The 22,383-nt window shown below is 63.4% G+C and carries 17 protein-coding genes; 8 read left to right on the top strand and 9 right to left on the bottom strand.

The annotated features are described in order from the left end of the window. Positions 1–75: 75 nt before the first annotated feature. Together ASD31_RS05750 and ASD31_RS05745 are read left to right on the top strand one after the other, a co-directional pair. Positions 76–1,434: an Nramp family divalent metal transporter gene (locus ASD31_RS05750; protein WP_056330664.1), complete on the top strand. Its 1,359-nt coding sequence runs from the start codon at positions 76–78 to the stop codon at positions 1,432–1,434. Positions 1,435–1,589: 155 nt separating this feature from the next. Further along, positions 1,590–2,606: a Tim44 domain-containing protein gene (locus ASD31_RS05745; RefSeq protein ID WP_056330661.1), complete on the top strand. Its 1,017-nt coding sequence runs from the start codon at positions 1,590–1,592 to the stop codon at positions 2,604–2,606. Positions 2,607–2,653: 47 nt separating this feature from the next. On the opposite strand, the gene ASD31_RS05740 is transcribed toward ASD31_RS05745, so the two are convergent. Both ASD31_RS05740 and ASD31_RS05735 read right to left on the bottom strand, forming a co-directional pair. Beyond that, positions 2,654–3,013: a hypothetical protein gene (locus ASD31_RS05740; RefSeq protein WP_056330659.1), complete on the bottom strand. Its 360-nt coding sequence runs from the start codon at positions 3,011–3,013 to the stop codon at positions 2,654–2,656. A 771-nt stretch (positions 3,014–3,784) separates the two neighbouring features. Further along, positions 3,785–4,246 carry a MarR family winged helix-turn-helix transcriptional regulator gene (locus ASD31_RS05735; RefSeq protein ID WP_056330656.1) on the bottom strand — a complete coding sequence of 154 codons (462 nt, stop codon included), beginning with the start codon at positions 4,244–4,246 and terminating at the stop codon, positions 3,785–3,787. A gap of 129 nt (positions 4,247–4,375) precedes the next feature. Between ASD31_RS05735 and ASD31_RS05730 the strand changes: the two genes are divergently transcribed. Together ASD31_RS05730 and ASD31_RS05725 are read left to right on the top strand one after the other, a co-directional pair. After that, complete coding sequence (locus tag ASD31_RS05730; RefSeq protein ID WP_056330653.1) at positions 4,376–5,197, top strand: alpha/beta fold hydrolase; 822 nt, start codon at positions 4,376–4,378, stop codon at positions 5,195–5,197. A gap of 46 nt (positions 5,198–5,243) precedes the next feature. After that, on the top strand, positions 5,244–6,011 hold the full coding sequence (locus tag ASD31_RS05725) for an alpha/beta fold hydrolase (RefSeq protein ID WP_056330650.1): 768 nt from the start codon (positions 5,244–5,246) through the stop codon (positions 6,009–6,011). Between the two features lie 118 nt (positions 6,012–6,129). On the opposite strand, the gene ASD31_RS05720 is transcribed toward ASD31_RS05725, so the two are convergent. The 3 genes from ASD31_RS05720 to ASD31_RS05710 form a co-directional block, all read right to left on the bottom strand. After that, a complete protein-coding gene (locus ASD31_RS05720) occupies positions 6,130–8,343 on the bottom strand; it encodes an FAD-dependent oxidoreductase (RefSeq protein ID WP_056330648.1) in 2,214 nt (737 codons plus the stop codon). 138 nt (positions 8,344–8,481) lie between these two features. Beyond that, positions 8,482–9,690: an acetyl-CoA C-acetyltransferase gene (locus ASD31_RS05715; RefSeq protein WP_056330645.1), complete on the bottom strand. Its 1,209-nt coding sequence runs from the start codon at positions 9,688–9,690 to the stop codon at positions 8,482–8,484. Between the two features lie 202 nt (positions 9,691–9,892). Next, entirely contained in the window at positions 9,893–11,689 is a 1,797-nt protein-coding gene (locus tag ASD31_RS05710; RefSeq protein WP_056330642.1) for an acyl-CoA dehydrogenase C-terminal domain-containing protein, read from the bottom strand. A gap of 382 nt (positions 11,690–12,071) precedes the next feature. Between ASD31_RS05710 and ASD31_RS05705 the strand changes: the two genes are divergently transcribed. From ASD31_RS05705 to ASD31_RS05690, 4 genes are all read left to right on the top strand, one after another. After that, a complete protein-coding gene (locus ASD31_RS05705) occupies positions 12,072–16,043 on the top strand; it encodes a peptidoglycan-binding protein (RefSeq protein ID WP_056330639.1) in 3,972 nt (1,323 codons plus the stop codon). 256 nt (positions 16,044–16,299) lie between these two features. Further along, complete coding sequence (locus tag ASD31_RS05700) at positions 16,300–17,226, top strand: sulfite exporter TauE/SafE family protein (RefSeq protein ID WP_056330636.1); 927 nt, start codon at positions 16,300–16,302, stop codon at positions 17,224–17,226. Next, positions 17,226–18,014, top strand: coding sequence for a TIGR02186 family protein (locus ASD31_RS05695; RefSeq protein ID WP_082520420.1), 789 nt, complete (start codon positions 17,226–17,228; stop codon positions 18,012–18,014). Before ASD31_RS05700 ends, ASD31_RS05695 begins: the two co-directional genes overlap by 1 nt. Positions 18,015–18,099: 85 nt before the next feature. Next, the gene (locus ASD31_RS05690; RefSeq protein WP_056330633.1) at positions 18,100–18,336 is read left to right on the top strand and encodes an Lrp/AsnC ligand binding domain-containing protein; all 237 of its coding nucleotides are present in this window, start codon (positions 18,100–18,102) and stop codon (positions 18,334–18,336) included. A 157-nt stretch (positions 18,337–18,493) separates the two neighbouring features. Here the strand turns inward: ASD31_RS05690 and ASD31_RS26960 are convergent, their stop codons facing one another. The 4 genes from ASD31_RS26960 to ASD31_RS05670 form a co-directional block, all read right to left on the bottom strand. After that, entirely contained in the window at positions 18,494–18,667 is a 174-nt protein-coding gene (locus ASD31_RS26960) for a hypothetical protein (RefSeq protein WP_320409381.1), read from the bottom strand. A gap of 3 nt (positions 18,668–18,670) precedes the next feature. Further along, the gene (locus ASD31_RS05680) at positions 18,671–18,937 is read right to left on the bottom strand and encodes a type II toxin-antitoxin system ParD family antitoxin (protein ID WP_056330630.1); all 267 of its coding nucleotides are present in this window, start codon (positions 18,935–18,937) and stop codon (positions 18,671–18,673) included. A 68-nt stretch (positions 18,938–19,005) separates the two neighbouring features. Next, complete coding sequence (gene pdeM / locus ASD31_RS05675; RefSeq protein WP_056330627.1) at positions 19,006–19,731, bottom strand: ligase-associated DNA damage response endonuclease PdeM; 726 nt, start codon at positions 19,729–19,731, stop codon at positions 19,006–19,008. A gap of 56 nt (positions 19,732–19,787) precedes the next feature. Then, positions 19,788–22,346 carry a ligase-associated DNA damage response DEXH box helicase gene (locus ASD31_RS05670; protein ID WP_156392526.1) on the bottom strand — a complete coding sequence of 853 codons (2,559 nt, stop codon included), beginning with the start codon at positions 22,344–22,346 and terminating at the stop codon, positions 19,788–19,790. Positions 22,347–22,383: the final 37 nt, after the last annotated feature.

The raw sequence follows: 22,383 nt of genomic DNA, 5'->3' as shown, positions 1-22,383 counted from the left end.
ATAGCATATTGCATAATGTTGAATGCTGACATAGTTTCCAGGCCGAAGAGATTTTTCCGCCCCGGAGCCACCCGCATGTCCAATTCTGAAACCGTCCTTCCGCCGCAGCGCAACTGGACCTTCTCCAAACCCGAGGAGGATGCGCGCCCCAGCCTTCCTGAGGTCAATTCCTCCGTTGCGGTGCCCACCGGCGGGCTCTGGTTTCGCCGCATGCTCGCCTTCATGGGCCCGGGCTATATGGTCTCCGTCGGTTACATGGACCCCGGCAACTGGGCGACCGACATCGCCGGTGGCTCGCAGTTCGGCTATACGCTGCTGACGGTCATTCTGCTGTCCAACCTGATGGCGATCCTCCTGCAGGCGCTGGCCGCTCGGCTTGGCATCGCTACCGGCCGCGATCTCGCCCAGGCCTGTCGCGACACCTATTCCAGGCCGGTCAATTTCCTGCTGTGGCTGGCCTGCGAGGCCGCCATCATCGCCTGTGACCTCGCCGAGGTGATCGGCACGGCGATCGCGCTGCAACTGCTGTTCGGCATTCCGCTGCTCAGCGGCGCGCTGATCACCGCGCTTGATGCCTTTCTGCTGCTGCTCCTGATGAACAAGGGCTTCCGCTTTCTCGAGGCCTTCGTCATCGCGCTCCTGATCGTCATCGCCACCTGCTTCGTCATCCAGATCGCCGCCGCGGCGCCGCCGGTGGCCGCCGTGCTCAGCGGCTTCCTGCCGTCGACCGAGATCGTCACCAATCCGGCCATGCTCTACATCGCCATCGGCATCATCGGCGCCACCGTCATGCCGCATAATCTCTATCTGCATTCCTCGATCGTCCAGACCCGCAACTACAAGCGCACAGATGAAGGAAAGCGCGATGCGATCAAATGGGCGACTGCAGACAGCACCATTGCGCTTATGCTGGCGCTGTTCATCAATGCTGCCATCCTGATCGTCGCGGCCTCGGTCTTCCATGCCAATGGCCGCACCGACGTGGCCGAGATCGGCCAGGCCTATGAACTCCTGTCGCCGCTTCTGGGGCTCGGCGTCGCCTCTACCCTTTTTGCCGTGGCGCTGCTTGCCTCCGGCCTCAATTCCACCGTGACGGCAACGCTTGCCGGTCAGATCGTCATGGAGGGTTTCCTGCGGCTGCGCATTCCGCAATGGGCCCGCCGTCTCGTGACGCGCGGCATCGCCATCGTCCCGGTCGTCATCGTCACCTGGCTGTATGGCGACGAGGGCACCGCCGAACTGCTGGTGTTCAGTCAGGTCATCCTGTCGATGCAACTGCCCTTCGCGGTGATCCCGCTGGTGCGTTTCGTTTCCGACAAGAAGAAGATGGGCGCCTTCGTCATCCCGAAATATGTGGCGGCCCTTGCTTGGATCGTCGCCTCGATCATCGTCGTGCTGAACCTCAAGCTTCTCTACGATACCTTTATCGGCTGAGGTGTCGGGATATCGCGCCGGCGCTTTACCGTGAAGCGGGCGATAAAAGCCTTCAACTCGGCCGCCGGCATCCCATATAGGAGGCGAGGGCGCAGATCGCTGGGCCGATAGGAAGCACCGGCCGTTGCGCCGACGAGAAACACAGGGAATTTTCGATGCTGAGGTTTGGACGGATGCTTGCGACGGTGGCGGTCGCTTCGATGGTGATGCTGACGGCGGTGGATATCGCCGAGGCACGGCGTGGCGGCGGCGGCTTCGGCAGCCGTGGTTCGCGCACCTTTTCGGCTCCGCCGGCCACCCGCACCGCGCCGGCCGACGCCGCGCCGATCAACCGGACGATGACGCCGCAGACCCCGGGCACGGCCGGCCAGGCGAGCCAGCAGACGACCGGCCAGGCAGCACGCAGTGGCGCCCAGCGACCGGGTGGCATGTTTGGCGGCTTTGCCGGCTCCATGCTCGGCGGTCTCGCGCTCGGCGGCCTGATCGGCATGATGATGGGCAATGGCCTTGGCGGTGCCGCCGGCTTCCTCGGCCTGATCCTGCAGATGGCGCTGATCGCCGGCGCCGTGATGTTGGCCATGCGCTTCTTCCGCGGTCGTCAAACCATGGCAACGGCCGGCTATTCGCCGCGCAGCGACGCCGGTTTTGCGGCCGGTCGCGGCGCGCCCTCCGGCGGTTCCGGCATGCCGGGCTTTTCCATTCCGAAGATCGGCGGCGGTGCTGCCCAGCCGGAAAAGGCGCGTGCGCCCAGCGAATCCACTGACGAGATCGGCATCGGCCCGCAGGACCTCGACCGGTTCGAATCCATGCTGAAACAGGTGCAGGCGGCCTATGCGGCTGAGGATTACGCCACGCTGCGCAGTCTGACGACGCCGGAGGCCATGTCCTATCTTGCTGAGGAACTGAGCGACAACGCAACCAGCGGCCTGAAGAACGAGGTGCGCGACGTACATCTCGTTGCCGGCGACGTGGCGGAAGCCTGGCGCGAGGACGGCGGTGAATACGCGACTGTCGCCATGCGCTATGAAAGCATCGACGTAATGCGCGAGCGGGAAACCGGCCGCGTCGTCGAGGGCGATCCGGACAATGCGACCGAGACCGTCGAACTCTGGACCTTCCTGCGCAAGCCCGGCAAGGACTGGCAGGTCTCGGCCATCCAGTCGGCCGCCTGAACCTCGCCGCACCACCCCCGACCGCCGGCCGGCACTGCCGGCGGTCCTCATCCATTCCCTTCCTCGTCCTCCACGCCGAAAAGCCTTGCGGTCTCCTTCGGCGTCGCTTCCTGGCGAAAGGCGCCTTCGCGAATGTAAGGCGGAAAGTTCTTCTGGTCGTAATGGGACATTGCCTGCGCCTTTGAAAGGAACCCTCTGCAGGCTTTTGCCCGGCGACAAGGGGCGAGGCTGCAGCTCTTCCAGTAGCCAAGCGAACTGGCCGCGATCTGGAAGAATTTCTGTGCCTCGTACTGCTGCCGGCTTTCCGGCAGCCGGCAATATTCGCCCCAGGTGAAGCCGGGCAAATAGGGCTGGGCGTCCTCTTCCTCGCAGATACGCCGCTGTTCTTCCTCGCTTCTGATCTTCATCGCACTTCCTTTGCGCATGAGTTTGCATTCACGCGGCAGGACTGCCCGTGTCGTGATCCGATGGAGAGCCCACACGAGTGCGGAACCTCACTTGTATTTTAGTCTGTGGTTCCGCACTCGCGTGGCCTTCGGCGTTCGTTCGAGGTGTCCAGCCTCTACAGGTGCTTGCCTCGCCTCACTGCATGGCTTTCTTCGCGACGTCCTTTCGGGACGCCCGGCCACTTGCACGGCTCAACCGAACCGGACCTGGCGGCCCGGGGGAGGCTTGATAGGCGGCTCCGCGCAAACAGGGCCGCCACGGCTTGCACCTCCTTGGCCGTTCCCGCACGTTACGGGTCAAGCCAGGGCGCCAGCCTCCACCTGCCCGCGACCGTCTCGCGAAACACTCCAGCAGTGAAGACAAGGAATAATATGACCCCCGCACGGCGGCCGGGGACGAACGGGGATGGATTTTTTCGAAAACTGACGGAGGACGGCCGGGTTTAAAGGGGCCTGCCGTGGACGGATTAGCCACAAAGCCCATCGGTCGTCCCCGGTCATTCCCCGCTCTCCGTCATGCCTATGCTCGTCACAGGCATCCAGCCACCGCGCGTTTGCGCTGTGAGGGGGCTTCTTGCTTGTGAAGAGAGAGAGAGTCTCTTGCGCCGCGAACGCGGCGCGCTGGATTCCTGTGACGAGCACAGGAATGACGGCAAAGGGGCGGTGCCGGTGATAGGGAGTGGCCGAGGGTGGGAGGGGCGCCGAGTGGAGCGGCGCCTTGGCTGATGGGGTTTATCTGCGGCGCTTGTGGATGCTGTCGCGCAGGGCGTCGATGGCGGTGCGGATTTTCAGCGCGGTGTCGGCATCGATGCCGATGGCATCGCCGATGCAGCCGGTGACGGATGCGGCCCGTTGCTTGAGCGCCGTTCCCTCCGCGGTCAAGTGCAGGAGAACCTGGCGTTCATCCTGCAGATTGCGGGTGCGGGTGATGAGGCCGCCGGCTTCCATGCGCTTGAGAAGCGGCGTCAGCGTGCTGGAATCGAGGAAGAGCAGCTCACCCAGTTCCTTCACGGTGCGGCCGTCACGGCTCCAAAGTGCCACCATGACCAGATATTGCGGATAGGTGAGGCCGATCTCGTCCAGCATTGGCCGGTAGAGCTGGTTGAAGGCGTGGCCGGCCGAATAGATGGAAAAGCAGAGCAGTTCACTCACGTCAGGCATTTCGGCGGCGGTTTGTTCGGATGTCGTGTTCATGGTGTTCTCCTTGCCATCAAGATAATTTGTGCGCGATCTGTTTGCAAGCTATTGACATGATTCTCTCGTGGCTCTATTTAGATCGCGCACAAACAAATCGCCAACTACTAAAAAATCAGGAGAACCGATATGACCCATTTCACCACCAGCGACGGCACCCGCATCTTCTACAAGGACTGGGGCCATGGTCAGCCCATGCTGTTTGCCCATGGCTGGCCGCTGTCTTCGGATGCCTGGGACCAGCAGATGCTGTTCTTCGGCCAGCAGGGGTTCCGGGTGATCGCCCATGACCGCCGCGGCAACGGCCGCTCGGACCAGACCTGGGACGGCAACACCATGGATCGCTATGCCGATGATCTTTCGGAACTGATCGAGGCACTCGACCTCAGCGATCTCGTGCTTGTCGGCCATTCCACCGGCGGCGGCGAAATCTCCCGCTATATCGGCCGGCATGGAACGGACAGGGTCGCCAAGGTCGTGCTCGTCGGCGCCGTTCCGCCGCTGATGCTGCAGACGCCGGAAAATCCCGACGGCACGCCGCTGTCGGTGTTCGACGGTATCCGCGAAGGCACGGCGACGAACCGCTCGCAATTCTATTACGACCTGACGATCCCCTTCTACGGCTTCAACCGGGATGGTGTCGAAACCAATGAGGGATTGCGGGAGAATTTTCGGCGCATCGGCCTGCAGGGCGGCATCAAGAGCCAGTACGATACGATCCACGAATTCTCCGAGGTCGATTATACCGAGGACCTCAGCCGCATCGACCGGCCGACGCTCATCATCCATGGCGACGATGACCAGATCGTGCCGATCAGGGCGTCCGCCCATCGTGCCGCCGAGATCGTCCCGAATGCCACGCTGAAGATCTACCCCGGCGGCTCGCACGGCCTGGCGGAGACCGATGCCGACCGCTTCAACGCCGATGTCCTGGCCTTCATCAAGGGCTGATTTCCAAACCCCAGACCCAGATCACCTCTCAAAAAAGGAAATCCTCATGTCCAAATTCGCAACTACGTTTGCTCTCGCCGGCGCGCTGTTCTCGGGTACCGCCGCAGCGCAGGATGCCAAGCCTACGATCGTTCTCGTCCATGGCGCCTTCGCCGATTCCTCGAGCTGGAACGGGGTCATCGGTATCCTGAAGAAGGATGGCTATCCGGTCGTGGCCGCCGCCAATCCGCTGCGGAGCGTTTCTAGCGATGCCGCCTCGGTTTCCAGCGTGCTCGGCGGCATCAATGGGCCTGTCGTGCTCGTCGGCCATTCCTATGGCGGCCAGGTGATCACCACGGCGGCCACTGGCCATGACAATGTAAAGTCGCTGGTCTATGTGGCGGCCTTTGCGCCGGACAAGGGGGAGGCGGCGGCTGAACTAGCCGGAAAATTCCCGGGCGGCACGCTGGGCGAGGCGCTGGCCATTCCGGTAACGCTCGCGGATGGCGGCATCGACCTCTCAATCGACCAGGCAAAATTCCACCAGCAGTTCGCCCATGACGTTTCGGCCGAGCAGGCAGTTCTGATGGGCGCCGGACAGCGTCCCATCACCGAAGCGGCGCTGACGGAAAAATCGGGCGAACCGGCCTGGAAGGCGCTGCCGTCCTTCTTCATCTATGGCGATGGCGACAGGAACATCCCGGCAGCCAGCCTCGCCTTCATGGCCGAACGGGCCGGCTCGAAGCGGACGGTCGTCGTCAAGGGCGCCTCGCATGTCGTCATGGTTTCGCAGCCCGAGGCGGTTGCGGAACTGATCGAAGAGGCCGCTAAATAATCCAGGCTTTCGTAAAAAAAAGCAGGCCGCAGCGTGGGAACGCTGCGGCCTTGACCGTGAACGGACGGGACGATGCCGCCGGCAGGACGTCATCGTCCCGCCGGTGGCGTTTCGTGGTTCAGGCCGCCTCCCTCTCCTTGGCGTAGGGGTCGAACCGTCCATAAAACGTCTCGCCCTTCGCCGCCATGTCCTTGAGCAGCGGTGTCGGCTGGAAATGGTCGCCGTAGCTTGCCGCCAGCTTCTCGCAGAGCGCAACGAAGGTCTTGGCGCCCATGCCGTCGATATAGGAGAGGGTGCCGCCGGTATAGGGCGCGAAGCCGAAGCCGAGGATGGAGCCGACATCGGCTTCTCTGGGATCGGTGACGATGCCTTCCTCGACGGTGCGGGCGGCTTCGAGCGCGATGGTGACGAGGAAGCGCTGCTTCAGGGTCTCGACGTCGAAGCTTTCGGCCGGCTTCTGCTCAAACAGATCCTTGAGGCCCGGCCAGAGCGACTTCTTGGCGGGCTTGGCCGGATAGTCGTAGAAACCCTTGCCGTTCTTGCGGCCGCGGCGGTCGAGATCGTCGACGAGTTTGTTGATCAGCGTCATGTGCTGCGGATCGACGGACGCATCGCCAAGATCGGCGATCGAGGCTTTCAGGATCTTCTGGGAGAGGTCGATCGCCACTTCGTCGTTGAGCGACAGCGGGCCGACCGGCATGCCGGCCATCTTGGCGGCATTCTCGATCATCGCCGCCGGTACGCCCTCGATCAGCATGTCATAGGCTTCGTGGATATAGCGGAAGACGCAGCGGTTGACGTAGAAGCCGCGCGTATCGTTGACGACGATCGGCGTCTTCTTGATGGCGGCGACGAAATCGAGCGCGGTGGCCAGCGCCTTGTCGCCGGTTTCCTTGCCGAGGATGACCTCCGTCAGCATCATCTTTTCCACCGGCGAGAAGAAGTGGATGCCAATGAACTGCGCCGGGCGCTTCGAGTTTTTCGCAAGGCCGGTGATCGGCAGGGTCGAGGTGTTGGAGGCGAAGATGGCGTCGTCCGAAAGCACCGCTTCGACCTTCTCGATCACGTCCTTCTTCACCTGCCGGTCCTCGAACACCGCCTCGACGACGAGCTTGACGGGCTTCAGGTCGTTGTAGTCGGCCGACGGGGTGATGCGGGCGAGAAGGGCGGTCGCCTCGTCCTGCGTCAGCCGTCCCTTGCCGATGGCTGCCGTGACCAGGCCCTCCGAATGGGTCTTGCCCTTGGTGGCGGCCTCGATGTCGCGGTCGATCAGGGTGACCTCGATGCCGGCGGCGGCGGCGACATAGGCGATCGAGGCGCCCATGAAGCCGGCGCCGACGACACCAATCTGGCCAAGCTCCGCTTTCGGCACGCCGGCCGGGCGGCGGGCGCCCTTGCCGAGTTCCTGCATGGAGATGAACAGAGAGCGGATCATCGAGAAGGCTTCGGTGGACTGCAGCACCTGCGTAAAATAGCGCTGCTCGATCTTCAGGCCGGTGTCGAAGGGCACCTGCAGGCCCTCATAGACGCATTTGAGAATGGCAAGCGCGCTTGGGTAATTGCCATGGGTCTCGCGGCGCAGAATGCCGGAGGCGGCCGGCCAGAGTTGGGCCGCAGCCGGCGTCCAGATGCCGCCGCCGGGCACCTTGTAGCCCTTTTCGTCCCAAGGCTGGACGGGCTTCAATCCGTTCTTGATCATCGCCTTGGCGGCATTGATCAGTTCAGCTGGCTCGACCACCTCATGCACCAGGCCCATGGCCTTGGCGCGCTGCGGCGTGAGCGACGAGCCGGTGGTCATCATCTGCAGGGCGTCCTGTGCATTGGTGAGGCGCGGAACGCGCTGCGTGCCGCCGGCGCCCGGAAAAATGCCGACCTTGACCTCGGGCAGCGCCAGCTTCACCGATTTGGAATTGGCAGCGACCCGGCCATGGCAGGCCAATGACAATTCGAACGCGCCGCCCATGCAGGTGCCGTTGATCGCCGAGACCCAGGGCTTGCCGCAGGTTTCCAGCTTGCGGAACAGACCGGTCATCTGGCCGACGAGATCGAACAGTTTTTGGGCCGCATTGTCGGGATCGATCTTCTTCTGTTCGGCCTGGAAGGTGAACATGTTCTTGATCATCGACAGATCGGCGCCGCCGGAGAAGGTGGACTTGCCGGAGGTGAAGACGACGCCCTTGACGGCCGCGTCCGCGGCGGTCTCATCGACGATGGCGTCAAGTTCCTTCATCACCTCGACGGTGAAGACGTTCATCGACTTGTCGGGCATGTTCCAGGTAACGAGCGCAATGCCGTCCGCATCGGTCTCAACGGTGAAATTGGTGTAGGTCATGATGGGATTTCCTCTCCCTGAAATTCTGTTCCGGTCATCGCCCGTTTCCCTCTCCGTCATCCTCGGGCTTGACCCGAGGATCTATGCCGCGGGGCTGTGGATGGTCGGGTCAAGCCCGACCATGACGGAGGACTGGGACTAGACGCGCTCGATAATCGTGGCCGTGCCCATGCCGGCGCCGATGCAGAGCGTCACGAGTGCGGTCTGGAGGCCGCGGCGTTCCAGTTCGTCGAGCACGGTGCCGAAGATCATCGCGCCGGTGGCGCCGAGCGGATGGCCCATGGCGATGGCGCCGCCATTGACGTTGATTTTGTCGTGGGGAATGTCGAAAGCTTGGCAATAGCGCAGCACGACGGCGGCGAAGGCCTCGTTGAGCTCGAACAGGTCGATGTCGGAAATCGCCATGCCGGCGCGCTTCAGGAGCTTTTCGGTGACATCGACCGGGCCGGTCAGCATCAGCGCCGGGTCGGAGCCGATATTGGCGAAGGCCTTGATGCGGGCGCGGGGCTTGAGACCCATCACCTCGCCGCCGGCCTTCGAGCCGACCAGCACGGCGGCCGCGCCATCGACGATGCCCGACGAATTGCCGGCGTGGTGGACGTAGTTGATCTTCTCGATTTCCGGATGCGCCTGGATGCCGACGGCCTCGAAGCCGCCCATCTCGCCAGGCATCTGGAAGGAGGGATTGAGCGAGGCGAGGTTCTGCATGGTCGTCGTGGGACGCATATGCTCGTCCCGGGCGAGGATGGTGAGGCCGTTCTGGTCCTTGACCGGGATCACCGACTTGTCGAAATAACCGTTGTCCCAGGAATGGCCGGCGCGCTTCTGGCTTTCCACCGCATAGGCATCGACGTCATCGCGCGAGAAGCCGTATTTCGTAGCGATGAGGTCGGCCGAGACGCCCTGCGGCATGAAATAGCCGGGGAAATTGACCGAGGGGTCCATGTACCAAGCGCCGCCGGACATGCCCATGCCGATGCGCGACATGCTCTCGACGCCGCCGGCAATGACGATGTCGTCCGCGCCGGCCGCGATCTTTCCGGCCGCGAAATTGATGGCGTCGAGACCGGAGGCGCAAAAGCGCGAGATCTGCATGCCGGGTGCCTTGTTGGAATAACCGGCCTCGAAGGCGGCGGCCTTGGGGATCACTGCGCCGGCCTCGTATACCGGATCGACGCAGCCCATGATGATATCGTCGACGGTCGCCGTATCGAGCCCGTTGCGGTCGCGGATCGCCGAGAGAACTTTTGCGGCAAGCCGCGGCGTCGGCACTTCGTGCAGCGCCCCATCCTTCTTGCCGCGTCCGCGCGGCGTGCGCACGTGGTCGTAGATGAAGACTTCGGTCATTGTGGTTTCTCCCTATGCAGCGATCATCAGACCGCGTGTCGTCTGTGTCAAATCGATCGGGGTTCTTCTTCTCCCCATCGGGGAGAAGGTGGCCCGAAGGGCCGGATGAGGGGGAGCCAAGAACACGGCATATGCAACAAGACCCCCTCATCGCCTCGCTATGCTCGGCACTTCTCCCCGCTGGGGAGAAGAGGATTTTTACTCAGAACGCCGCCGCGTCGAGTGCCATCAGCGTGTCGGCGCCGGCTTCGATGCGGGCCTTGCGCAGCGCGGTTTCCGGCATGATGCGTTCCATGAAGAATGTCGCGGTGACGAGCTTGTTCCTGAGATAGGCCTCACGGTCGCCGGCGCCTTCGGCCAGCTTTTCCTCAACGGTCTTGGCGATCTTGGCCCACATATAGCCGAGGACGACGAGGCCGAAGAGGTGCATGTAGTCGGTCGAGCCGGCGCCGGCATTGTCGGGCTTGGCCATGGCATTGCCCATGAACCACATGGTCGCCGCCTGCAGGTCGTTGAGGCCCTTCTTCAGGCCCTTGGTGTAGGGGGCGAGCTTCTCGTCGGCGCGGTTTTCCTCGCAGAAATCGCCGATTTCCTTGAACAGGGCGGTGATCGCCCGCCCGCCGTTCAACGCCAGCTTGCGGCCGACGAGGTCGAGCGCCTGGATGCCGTTGGCACCCTCGTAGATCATGGCGATACGGGCGTCGCGGACATACTGGCTCATGCCGTGTTCCTCGATATAGCCGTGGCCTCCGAAGACCTGCTGGGCCATGACGGCATGGTCGAAGCCCTTGTCGGTCAGGACGCCCTTGAGGATCGGCGTCATCAGGCCGAGAATGTCGTCGGCGGCCTGACGGTCGGCCTCGTTGTCGCCGCGATGCGCGATGTCGGATTTCAGCGCCGTCCACAAAGTGAAGGTGCGGCCGGCCTCGTTGAAGGCCTTGATGGTCATCAGCACGCGGCGGATATCGGGATGGACGATGATCGGATCGGCCTTCTTCTCCGGCGCCTTCGGTCCGGAAAGGGAGCGGCCCTGGATACGGTCGCGGGCATAGATGGCGGCGTTCTGATAGGCCACTTCCGCCACCGACAGGCCCTGCAGGCCGACGCCGAGGCGGGCCTCGTTCATCATCACGAACATGGCGTTCAGGCCCTTGTTCGCCGTGCCAATCAGGTAGCCGGTCGCCTCGTCGTAATTCATGACGCAGGTGGAATTGCCGTGGATGCCCATCTTGTGCTCGATGGCGCCGCAGGTGACCGCGTTGCGGCTGCCGAGCGTGCCATCGGCCTCGACGTGGAATTTCGGGACGATGAACAGCGAAATGCCCTTGACGCCTTCCGGCGCGCCCTCGATGCGGGCAAGGACGAGATGGACGATATTGTCGGCCATGTCGTGCTCGCCGGCCGAGATGAAGATCTTCTGTCCGGAGATTTTGTAGGAACCGTCATCCTGCGGCACGGCCTTGGAGCGCAGCAAACCGAGATCGGTGCCGCAATGCGGTTCGGTAAGGTTCATGGTGCCGGTCCAGTCGCCGGTGACCATCTTCGGCAGATAGGTCTGCTTCTGCTCGTCGGTGCCGTGCACGAGGATGGCGGCGATGGCGCCCTGGGTGAGGCCCGGATACATGGTCAGCGCCATGTTGGCCGACGACATATATTCGCCGACGGCGGTGTGCAGCACATAGGGCAGGCCCTGTCCGCCGAATTCCTCCGGTACGGAAAGCCCGAGCCAGCCGCCCTGGCGATAGAGATCATAGGCCTGCTTGAAGCCCTTCGGCGTCGTCACCGTGGCGTCGTCCGAGCGCTTGCAGCCTTCCTGATCACCCGACAGATTGACCGGGAACAATGCCTCCTCGGCAAGCTTGGCCGCCTCGCCGACGATCGCCTCGATCATGTCGGGCGTCGCATCGGCAAAGCCGGGCAGGTTGTTGTAGCGCTCGATGCCGAGAACGTCGTTGAGAATGAAAAGCGTATCTTCTACCGGGGCCTTGTAGCTGGGCATGTGTCCTGTTCCTCACCAAGTCTGTCATGGGCGCGCCATTTCATTCGATCATGCTACAAAACTTTGACGTTTGCGTAAACGTCAAAGTTTGCTCTGCGGCAAATTTTCCGGGAAGGAGCATAGGCAGGCGCAAGAGGCCATGATCGGAGATGCGATCGTCTTCACGGCCCAGTATGGCCGCAAATCGTTAAAAAATTTTCAGTGAGGTTAACGGCTTATTTACCACGTTTCGGGAAAGTGCGTGTTGAGATGGTCATGGCTGCAGCAGTCTGTCTTCGCGTCGTCGCAGCCCTGTCCGGATCGGTGCCGGCATTGCGAAAACAGCAAGACAGGCTTTTAAGCCGCGCCCCGATCAAGGCCGATGAAAGAGGCGAAGAGAACGATGAACGGATCGCGATCAAACACTCCCCGTGCAGGCATGCAGTCCTATGGCGATCGGTCGTCGCTCGATGCGCTGAACCGCACGATCGAGGGACTGGAGGCGCGCATCGAAGGTCTGATGGGCACGACCGCGCGGCCGCCGCGCAATCCCCAGCCCCCGGAGCGCGAGGTAGCGTCCTCGCGTCCCGATCCGATCGCCGAGATCATGCAGCGCCAGCGCACGCTATCGGCCAACCGCGATCGCGATGTGATCCGCGAACGGATCCAGCAGCGGACCGACCAGCGCGGCTTCGACGAGGGGCAGGGCGCTCCGCGACGCGAAATGGCGGCTGCGCCCGCCGCCGAAAGCAGGCGCAGCGAGCCCTATCGCGGAGACTATCGTGAACCGCCGCGTCAGGAGGCAATGCGCCACGAGACGCGGCCCGCGTCTTTTCGCCAGGAAGTTGGTCGTCAGGAACCGGACCGCCAGGAACCGTTGCGCGCAGAGTCTGCCAGGACCGATACGGCCATGGCCGAGATCGCCCAGACGCTGGTCGGCCTGCGCCAGGAATTGAAGAAGGACATTGCCGAGGGCCTTTCGCGCGAAATGACCGCGCTGCGGGCCGAAATCCGCGGCATCACCGCCGATGCGGCGCAGGAGCATATGGCCGTCGAGGATATTCGCGGCGACCTGCAGCGCCTGTCCGACAGTATCGGCCAGCTTGGCAGGCAGGCTTCGCCGGCGCAGGCGGATGCGCTGAAGATCGAGTTCGACGACTTGCGCGCCATGATCGACGGCCTTGCCCGGGAAGACAGCATGCGCCGCATGGAAACGCGCTGGACCAGCGTCGAAGACCGGCTGAACGTCTTCGATGCCAGCCGCGACGACGAACTGGTGGCGCTTGCCTATCGCCTCGACGAGATCAAGTTGCAGCTCGGTTCGCTGAACAGCGGCCCGGCCCTGCATGCGCTGGAGGACAAGCTGGTTTCGGTCGCCCAGGCGATCGAGATGATCGGCCGGCACCTGCAGCCCGACGACCGGCGCCTTGCCGCGCAGTTTGCCGATCTGGACGCCCGTCTCGACGAGATCAGCCGAGCCATCGTCGCCAGCGGACGGACGGCCGCACCCGACAGCGCCGGCGTCACCCGCGTCGAGGGTCGGCTTGCCGATCTTTCCCGCCAGATCGATGGATTGCAGCGCCCGACCGACAACGGGCTCGGATTGCGGATCGAGGCTTTGACGGCCCGCGTCGAGGAGCTTGCCAACGAGGAAGCGGCGATGCGCCTCGAGGAGCGGCTCGAGCAATTGTCGCTGATGCTGGAACGCTCGCAGCAAGCCGCCGCCCAGCCGGACCTGACGGGGTATCTTGCCGATATTTCCAACAAGATCGACGCGCTGGACCAAGGCTCGGTCAACGAGGCGCTGGCCGAGCGCCTCGACGATCTCGCCCGCCGGATCGACCAGCTCGATATGCCTGCTCCCGCCTTTGCCGGCGACGACCGCTTCGCCCGGCTGGAAGGCCAGCTTTCCGATATCGCCATTCGCCTCGAGGAAACCCAGGCGGCACCCTATGACGATCACGACATCCTGCGCAGCCTGCAGGACCAGATCGCCAACCTGTCCAATCTCGTCAGCCAGCCGCGCGAGGCAGCCTCGGTGGTGCCGGCCGAATTCGAAGGCCGGATGAGCGCGCTGGAGGATTATCTGGCCACCAGCGACGAATATATCATGGAGGCGGCCCGCCAGGCGGCCGAAGCGGTGATGGAAGCCTATGCGAAGAACGGTGTCGCGCAGGCAGCCCCCGGCGGCGCCGACATGGCGGCCATCTCGGCGCTGGCCGACGACCTGAAGATGCTGGAGGAACTCAGCCGCTCGGGCGAGGAGCGTACGGCGCGTACCTTCGAGGCGCTGCACGAGACACTGGTCCATATCGCCGAGAAGTTGGAACGGCTGGAGGAGCGCGGCCTGGAACAGGAACCGCCGCGCGCCTTCGGCCTGCGCGAGCGCCAGGATGCCCATACCCAGCCGCAAATGGCCGCGCCGCAAATGCCGAAAGCGACCTTCGACACGCAGGAAGACGCTTTTGCCGAAGTCGGATTCGACAGCCACTACGAGGAAATGAAGCGCGATCTGCAGGCCTCGGTTGTTGAGCCGGCCGAGGCCGCCGTGATACGCGCCGACATTGCCGAAGCGATCGCCGAGCAGGCGGAGACGCACCAGGGCGATGCGGGGCTCGTGGCTGTGCCAGCCGCCAAGGCGCGCTCCAGCCTTCTCGCCGGCCTGACGAAGCGGTTTTCCGGCAAGCGCAAGGAGCCGGCGCGCGCCGTCGAGCGCCAGTTCATCGATCCGACGCCGTCGATCGATTCCGCCGAGGCGATCGAGCCGGATGCCGCCAACCAGTTGCTGGAGCCGGGCTCCGGCGTGCCGGATGTCAAGAAGATCCTGGAGCGGGTCCGGGCCGGCCAGGCAGGCAAGACCCCCCTGTCCGGCGAGGCCGACAAGGCCGATTTCATTGCCGCCGCCAGGCGAGCCGCCCAGCTCGCCGCCGAGGAGGTCGACACGCTGAACCGCGGCCGGGGCGCTGCACCCGCATCGCCGGCCGGCGGTGCCTTTGCCCGCCACCGCCGCCCGATCCTGATGGCCGTCGGCGCCGTACTGCTGGCGATCATGTCCTATCCGCTTGTGAATACGCTGATCCGGGGTGATGCGTCTCCGGCTGCCGTTCCGGTTGCCGCCATCGAACAGCCGGCCGGCGACAGCCTGCCGCAGGCGCAGGAGACAGACGAGGCGGAGGCGGCCATGCCGTCGCAAGACAGCGATGTCACGCCGCTGAGCACTTTGCAGCCGACGGGCGAGCAGGCAACGACGGACGCGGCCCCGGCTGAGGAAACGACGATGGAGCCGGCCGGCGACATGACCGAGCCGGACACCGCCGAACAGGAGGCCCTCCAGCCGCAGGCGGAACTGCCGAAAATTCCCTCCGAAACAGAACAGGCGCAGCCAGCGCCGGCCGAGGGCGCGTCGCAACTGCTTGCCCCGACGCAGAATCTTACCTCATCCGCCGCGGCGACCAGCTTCGACGCTGCAGCCAAGGAGACGACCGCTGCGCAACCGACGGTGGCTCCCGCCACGGCCGCGATCACCGTTCCCGCCGACATCAAGCCGGAGGTGCTGGCAGAGGCCGGCCGGAAGGGCGATCCGCTGGCACTGTTCGAGATCGGCGCCATCTATACGGAAGGGCGCGGCATCAAGGCCGATCCGACAGAGGCCGCGAAATGGTATCAGCGCGCCGCCGATGCGGGCGTTATTCCGGCGCAGTATCGGCTGGCGAGCCTCTATGAGAAGGGGAGCGGCGTCGGTCGGGACCTGAAGAAGGCGCGGGTACTCTATGAGCAGGCGGCATCGAAGGGCAATGCCACTGCCATGCACAATCTGGCCGTGATGCTGGCCAGCGGCGGCGAGACGGCGCCCGATTTCGCTGGCGCCGGCAAATGGTTCGCCATGGCCGCCGACCGCGGCATCCGCGACAGCCAGTTCAATCTCGCCATCCTCTACGCCCGCGGCAACGGGGTGAGCCAGGACCTCGAGGAATCCTACAAATGGTTCTCGATCGCCGCCCGCGACGGCGATGCGGATGCGGCGCAGAAGCGCGACGAAGTGGCCAAGGCGATGAAACCCGAACAGCTGAAAAGCGCCAAGGCGAAATTCGAGGCCTGGACGGCAACGCCGCTGGAGCCCGAGGCCAATTCCGTCGACGTGCCCGACAGCTGGCTCGGCAAGGGCGTCAAGACCTCTTCGATCGACATGAAGAAGGCGTTGCGCAACATCCAGGCGATCCTCAACAATAACGGCTTCGACGCCGGCAAACCGGATGGCGAGATGGGCAAGAAGACGATGGCCGCCATCAAGGCCTTCCAAAAATCCATCGGCCAGGAACCGACCGGCGAGATCACCGATGCGCTGGTCAAGGAACTGCTGAAGCGAAACGGCTGACGCGAAACAACGGACAAGGGGCGCCGGCGGCCGCAATAATGCCGCAGACCGGCCGGACAAGCGATAAGGAACGGCCTAGTCATGGGGTCGTACCGAAGTTGACAGGCCTCACCTTGGGGCGCATGACGGAACGTGCAGGACGGGCAAGCTGTAATTGCCCTTCCGGCCCGTTCCACCTTGAATCCCGTGGTGTTTCCCTGCCACTTCGATCGTTCCGCCCGCCTTGCGGGCTATTGGCATATTCAGAGGTCCCGCCGTGACGGTGTATCTGCCCATCGCAGAATTGTCGGTGAACATTCTCATCATTCTCGGTATGGGCGCGGCCGTTGGTTTCCTGTCCGGCATGTTCGGTGTCGGCGGCGGCTTCCTGATTACGCCGCTTTTGATCTTCTACAATATCCCGCCGGTCGTCGCCGTCGCCACCGGCGCCAACCAGGTCGTCGCCTCGTCGATCTCCGGCGCCATTACCCATTTCCGGCGCGGCACGATCGATATCAAGCTGGGGACGGTGCTTCTCTGCGGCGGCCTTGTGGGGGCCACCGTCGGCATCTGGATCTTTGCGCTTTTGCGCCGCATCGGCCAGCTCGATCTCGTCATCTCGCTCGCCTATGTCGTGCTGCTCGGCAGCGTCGGCTCGCTGATGCTGTGGGAAAGCATCAATGCGTTGCGCCGGGCGGCGAGGAACGAAACCGTGCCGCTGAAACGGCCGGGTCACCACAACTGGGTCCACCGCCTGCCGCTCAAGATGCGGTTCAAGAAATCGAAGATCTATCTGAGCGTCATCCCGGTCATAACGCTCGGCTTCGCCATCGGCATCCTGACGTCGGTGATGGGCGTCGGCGGCGGCTTCATCATGGTACCGGCGATGATCTATCTACTGCGCATTCCAACCAACGTGGTCGTCGGCACCTCGCTGTTCCAGATCATCTTCGTTTCGGCCTATACGGTGATCGTCCAGGCGACCGCCAATTACACGGTCGATATCGTGCTCGCCTTCGTGCTGATGATCGCCGGCGTTATCGGCGCGCAATACGGCGTGCGCGTCGGCCAGAGATTGCGCGGCGAGCAGTTGCGGGCGCTTCTGGCGCTGCTGGTTCTCGCCGTCGGCATTCGTCTCGCCATCGAACTGGTCATTCCGCCAAAGGAAATCTATTCGATCGTATCCGGGGGGTTCGGCTTCTGATGCGGATGTGGGCGCGCGCATTGCTGATCGGACTGTTCCTTGCTGCCCCGGCAGTCGGGCGGGCAGAGCCGATCGATTTCACCGAGAAGCTCGATATCGGCATCTCCACCGACGAAATCGCCATCACCTCGGATTTCCGCGGCGCCGACCTGACGATCTTCGGCGCCATCGACGGCTTCAACGCCGATCTGTTGGCGCAGGGAAAATACAATATCGTCGTGGCGCTCGAGGGGCCGAAGGAAAACACCACGGTGCGCAAGAAAGAGCGCATCTTCGGCATCTGGATCAATACCAGCGCGATGACGTTCGAACTGGTGCCGGAATCCTATTCGCTGTCGAGCACGCGCGACATCGATACCATCGCGCCGCCCGACGACATGAACAAGCTGGGCGTCGGGGTCAGCCATCTGCCGCTGACGCCGGTCGGTTTCATCGGCGACGGCAGCAATCTGACGGAGTTTCGCGAGGCCTTCAAGCGGCTGCGGGAGGTGACCGGCGTCTACCAGCGCGATCCCGGCGGCGTGCAGTTCATCAGCTCCAGCCTGTTCAAGGCCTCGGTGCGCCTGCCGGCCGACGTGCCGAACGGCGTCCATATCGTGCGCGCCTATCTCTTTCGCGATGGCGTCTTCGTGGCCGCCAAGGCCCTGCCTCTGCGTGTCACCAAGACGGGCCTGGAGGAGGCGATCACCGCTGCCGCCCATCAATCGCCGTTCCTCTACGGCATCATGGCCGTTCTCCTGGCGGTCATCACCGGCTGGCTCGCCAGCGTCGTCTTCCGCCGCGACTGATCAGCCGGGTTTGCCTCCGCCGGAAAACAGGCTATTGCGGAGAAAAGGCCCGATTGGCCGCGAAGGCCGTTGAAAGGATTGACCGATGAAGCCGATTTTCGTCCAACTGCAATGCGCCCCCGGCAAGACCTACGAGGTGGCGGATGCCATCTACAAGAAGGAAATCGTCTCGGAAATGTATTCCACCAGCGGCGATTACGACCTGATGATCAAGGTCTATCTCCAGGAAGGCCAGGACATCGGCAAGTTCATCAACGACAATATCGCCACCGTGCCGGGCATCAACCGGTCGCTGACGACGCTGACGTTCAATGCGTTTTGATCTGAATTTTCGCGGCTCCCGCTAAAGCCGATCCTCGAATGTCTCGGCGGTGAAGTTTCTGCCGCCGTAGAAAATGCCGAGGATGACCACCGTTTCGGTTTCTACGGAAAGGCAATGCTTACGCGCTGCCGATAACCGATGACGCGCAAGCCGGGTTTCAATTCGGTGCGTTGCGTGCCGCGCTCGGGAAAATCTGCCAGTTCGGAGCAGAAAAGCCAATCCCGCTTACCAATCTCCAGGCGATAGCCGGTCCGACGCGATCGGCAAGATCGTCATAAAGGGCGTTGAGTTCTCTTTCAGCTTCCGGATGGAGGAGAACGCGATAGCGCATTTCCTATTTCGTCTGCGCAGCACGCGCCTGATGCCTTGCTTCAAGCCGCGAGAAAGCGTCTTCAAGAGCGATGGCCTTTTCAGGGTTTTGACGGATGTCTTCAAGGCGGGACGGTATGTCTTCCCTCAGCCATCGCTCGCGCGCCGCCTCGAAATCCTCGAGCATTCGCAAGCCTGCACGCACGACTTCACTGGCATTGTTGAACCGGCCGGATTCCAGCTGTTTCCGGATGATCTCTTCATAATGTTCGTTCAACGCGAAACTGGCCATGGATACATCTTAAGCAGCTACTGATAATAGCTATCATAACGGAAGAGAAAGACAAAACTCCCGGACCATCACCCCAGCAGATTGACGAACCTCACTGAATAGATCCTGTCCCGTCCCAGCATATGGGCGACGAGGGTCTGATGGTCGAAGAGGCCGCGCATGGCCTGGTGGCGCAGGTCGAGCCCCCCGGTGGTGACGCCGAAGGCGGGCATGACAAGGCGCCTGCCATCGGAGGCGAAACAGGCGCGGCGCATATATTTTTCGCGCCGGCGCACAGTAGCGGACGGGTGGAGATGGCCCGCAATTTCGCCCAGAGGCGCGTTCAACCCCGGTTCGTGGCGAAAGGTGAGGCCGGCATAGTGGAGTTCGTCGGCACTGGAACCGGGCAGCGCCACCGTGCCGTCGGGGTCGTGATTGCCGTTGATCCAGATCCATTCGCGGCCGCGCGCCATGGTCGCGATCATCTGGCGGAAATGGTCCGGCATCAGCGCCGAGCCGATGCGATCGTGGAAATTGTCGCCGAGGCTGATCACCGTCTTCGGGTCGTAGCGGCTGATCACTGCTTCCAGGATCTTCAGCGTCGCCAGCGTATCATAAGGCGGCAGCATCATGCCGCGCCGGGCGAAGGCCGAGCCTTTTTCCAGATGCAGGTCGGAGACCACCAGGATATCGAGATCAGGCAGGTAGAGCCCGCCGAGCGGATCGCAGACGGCAGCGACGCCATTGACGGTAATGGGAGCGGCGTGGGCCGGATTGTCCGGTCGGACGGCGAGGCTGAAGGCTAGGCGTTGCATGGAATCCGGCTTGCGTCTCAATTGATGTCGGGACCGTCGATCGGCGGCATCGCGCCTCAACCGGCGCGCGCCGCTGTTGCCATCGCCTCGTCGAAGAGATCGTCCGCGGCTTCCGCAAGCAGGAAATCCTGTGCGTCGCCATTGACAGATTCCCTGCCGATTTCGAGCATGACCGGTACGGCCAGCGGCGAAATCTGCTCCAGCGGGCGATGGGTGATGTGGCCCTTGATTCGCGCCAGCATATCGCCAAGCCGCTCGATTTCCAAAAGCCCGCTTGAGGCGTCGTTGCGGGTGGCCTCCAGAAGGATGTGATCGGGCTCGTGGCTGCGCAGCACATCGTAGATGAGGTCGGCCGAAACCGTCACCTGCCGGCCGCTTTTTTCCTTGCCGGGATGGCGCTGATCGATGAGGCCGGCGATCACCGCGCAGGTGCGGAAGGTGCGCTTCAGAAGGAAGCTCTCGTTCAGCCAGGCTTCGAGATCGTCGCCCAGCATGTCCTCGTCGAAGAGATCGGCGAGCAACGGGCGCCCGGTTGCAAAGGCCGCGCCCAAATCCTCCAGCCCCCAGACGGCCAGCGAATAATCGGTGGCGACGAAGCCGAGGGGTTTCAGTCCCGCCCGGTCGAGCCGCCGGGTCAGCAGCATGCCCAGCGTCTGGTGCGCCAACCGTCCCTCGAAGGCATAGATGACCATGTAATGCCGGCTGCCGCGCGGAAAGGTCTCGATCAGCAGTTCGTCCTCCTTCGGCAGCATGGACAGGTCCTTCTGCAGGGCCAGCCAATCACGCACCTGGTCCGGCAGGGTCGCATGCCGGGTCGGATCGGCCAGCATCTTGCGCACCTGCTGCGCCAGATAGGTGGAGAGCGGAAACTTGCCGCCATTATAGGCCGGCACTTTCGGATCGAGCTTGTAGCCCTGGCTCACCAGGCATTCGCTTTCACGGATGCCCTCGAAGCGCAGCACCTTGCCGGAAAAGAGAAACGTATCGCCGGGCGACAGCATCTCCACGAAATTCTCCTCCACCTTGCCGAGCGACATGCCGCCGCGGCCGGGACTGCTCCGGTTGCCGCGGGCATTGTGCTTGACCATGCGCACGTTGAGCATGGGGGATTCGACGATGGTGCCGACGTTGAGGCGATATTGCTGGGCGATCTGCGGATTGGAAACCCGCCAGAGGCCTTCGGCCGTCTTGCGGATCTTGGCATAGCGTTCATAGGTGCGCAGCGCATAGCCGCCGGTGGCGACGAAATCGATCACCCGCTCGAAAGTCTCCCAGGAGAGGTCGGCATAGGGCGCGGCGCTGGTGATTTCCTCATAGAGGACCAGCGGGTCGAAAGGGGCGGCGCAGGCCATGCCGAGTACATGCTGGGCGAGCACGTCGAGAGCGCCGCGACCGACCGGCGGCGTATCCTGCGCACCGATATAATTGGCATCAAGGGCCGCCTGGCACTCCATCACCTCGAAACGGTTGGCCGGAACGAGAATGGCGCGGCTCGGCTCGTCCATGCGGTGGTTGGCGCGGCCGATGCGTTGGGCGAGCCGGCTTGCCCCCTTCGGCGCCCCGACATGCACGACCATGTCGACATCGCCCCAGTCGATGCCGAGATCGAGCGTAGAGGTGGCAACGACGGCGCGCAGCCGGTTTTCCGACATGGCAGCCTCGACCTTGCGCCGCTGGCCGACATCGAGCGAACCATGGTGGAGCGCGATCGGCAGATTGTCTTCGTTCACGGTCCAGAGGTCCTGGAACACCCGCTCTGCCTGGCTGCGGGTGTTGACGAAGAGCAGCGTCGTCTTCTGCTGGCCGATCGCCCGGTAGATATCGCCGATGGCATAGGCCGCCGAGTGACCGGCCCAGGGCACGCGCTCCTCGGTGGCGAGGATGGAGATTTCCGGTCGGGCCCCGCCGGAGACCGTGATCAGACCGGCATGGTTGTCCTCTCTCTCCCGTTGCGGCGCAAGCCAGCGCTGCAGGTCCATCGGGTCGGCAACGGTAGCGGAAAGGCCGACGGCCTGCATGGCAGGCGCCAGCCGGCGCAGGCGGGCAAGGCCGAGCGAAAGCAGATGGCCGCGCTTGGAAGCAACCAGCGAATGGAGTTCGTCGAGGACGACATATTTCAGATTCTTGAAGAACCGTTCGGCCTCGCCATTGGCGAGCAGCAGGGCCAGCTGTTCCGGCGTCGTCAGCAAAATATCCGGCGGGTTGAGTTTCTGCCGCTGGCGCTTGGCGGCTGGCGTGTCACCGGTGCGGTTTTCGATGCGGATCGGCAATCCCATTTCGCCGACCGGCTTCATCAGGTTGCGCTCGATATCGACGGCCAGCGCCTTGAGGGGCGAGATATAGAGCGTGTGGATGCCGGTGAAGGCTGAACCCGGCGGGATTTTTCCGCGCTTGGTCAGGGACACGAGCGAAGGCAGGAAGCCGGCGAGCGTCTTGCCGGCGCCCGTGGGCGCGATGAGCAGCATGTTTTCGCCGCCGCTCACGCGCGACAGGAGATCGAGCTGATGCGCGCGCGGCTGCCAGCCCTTTTCAGCGAACCAGCGCAGGAAAGGGGGCGGCAAAAGGGAGGGCGGGTTTTCGCGCGTCAGGGCTTCGATCCGGTTCACCCGGTCAATGTAGTGCAATTATGGGGGAATTGAAGCGGCCGGACGG

Source organism: Rhizobium sp. Root482 (assembly GCF_001426565.1).
In the GTDB taxonomy this organism is placed as follows: domain Bacteria; phylum Pseudomonadota; class Alphaproteobacteria; order Rhizobiales; family Rhizobiaceae; genus Pararhizobium.
Note: the sequence above shows the minus strand (reverse complement) of the source record. Positions and strands in the feature narration are given on the sequence as shown.

Bases quoted from the DNA above. Each gene is read 5' to 3' on its own strand.
- ASD31_RS05730 (WP_056330653.1), top strand. From the start codon at position 4,376: ATGACCCATTTCACCACCAGCGACGGCACCCGCATCTTCTACAAGGAC.
- pdeM (WP_056330627.1), bottom strand. From the start codon at position 19,731: ATGCAACGCCTAGCCTTCAGCCTCGCCGTCCGACCGGACAATCCGGCC.
- ASD31_RS05690 (WP_056330633.1), top strand. From the start codon at position 18,100: ATGAAGCCGATTTTCGTCCAACTGCAATGCGCCCCCGGCAAGACCTAC.
- ASD31_RS05750 (WP_056330664.1), top strand. From the start codon at position 76: ATGTCCAATTCTGAAACCGTCCTTCCGCCGCAGCGCAACTGGACCTTC.
- ASD31_RS05695 (WP_082520420.1), top strand. From the start codon at position 17,226: ATGCGGATGTGGGCGCGCGCATTGCTGATCGGACTGTTCCTTGCTGCC.
- ASD31_RS05745 (WP_056330661.1), top strand. From the start codon at position 1,590: ATGCTGAGGTTTGGACGGATGCTTGCGACGGTGGCGGTCGCTTCGATG.
- ASD31_RS05735 (WP_056330656.1), bottom strand. From the start codon at position 4,246: ATGAACACGACATCCGAACAAACCGCCGCCGAAATGCCTGACGTGAGT.
- ASD31_RS05740 (WP_056330659.1), bottom strand. From the start codon at position 3,013: ATGAAGATCAGAAGCGAGGAAGAACAGCGGCGTATCTGCGAGGAAGAG.
- ASD31_RS05705 (WP_056330639.1), top strand. From the start codon at position 12,072: ATGAACGGATCGCGATCAAACACTCCCCGTGCAGGCATGCAGTCCTAT.
- ASD31_RS05715 (WP_056330645.1), bottom strand. From the start codon at position 9,690: ATGACCGAAGTCTTCATCTACGACCACGTGCGCACGCCGCGCGGACGC.
- ASD31_RS05725 (WP_056330650.1), top strand. From the start codon at position 5,244: ATGTCCAAATTCGCAACTACGTTTGCTCTCGCCGGCGCGCTGTTCTCG.
- ASD31_RS26960 (WP_320409381.1), bottom strand. From the start codon at position 18,667: ATGCGCTATCGCGTTCTCCTCCATCCGGAAGCTGAAAGAGAACTCAAC.
- ASD31_RS05710 (WP_056330642.1), bottom strand. From the start codon at position 11,689: ATGCCCAGCTACAAGGCCCCGGTAGAAGATACGCTTTTCATTCTCAAC.
- ASD31_RS05720 (WP_056330648.1), bottom strand. From the start codon at position 8,343: ATGACCTACACCAATTTCACCGTTGAGACCGATGCGGACGGCATTGCG.
- ASD31_RS05680 (WP_056330630.1), bottom strand. From the start codon at position 18,937: ATGGCCAGTTTCGCGTTGAACGAACATTATGAAGAGATCATCCGGAAA.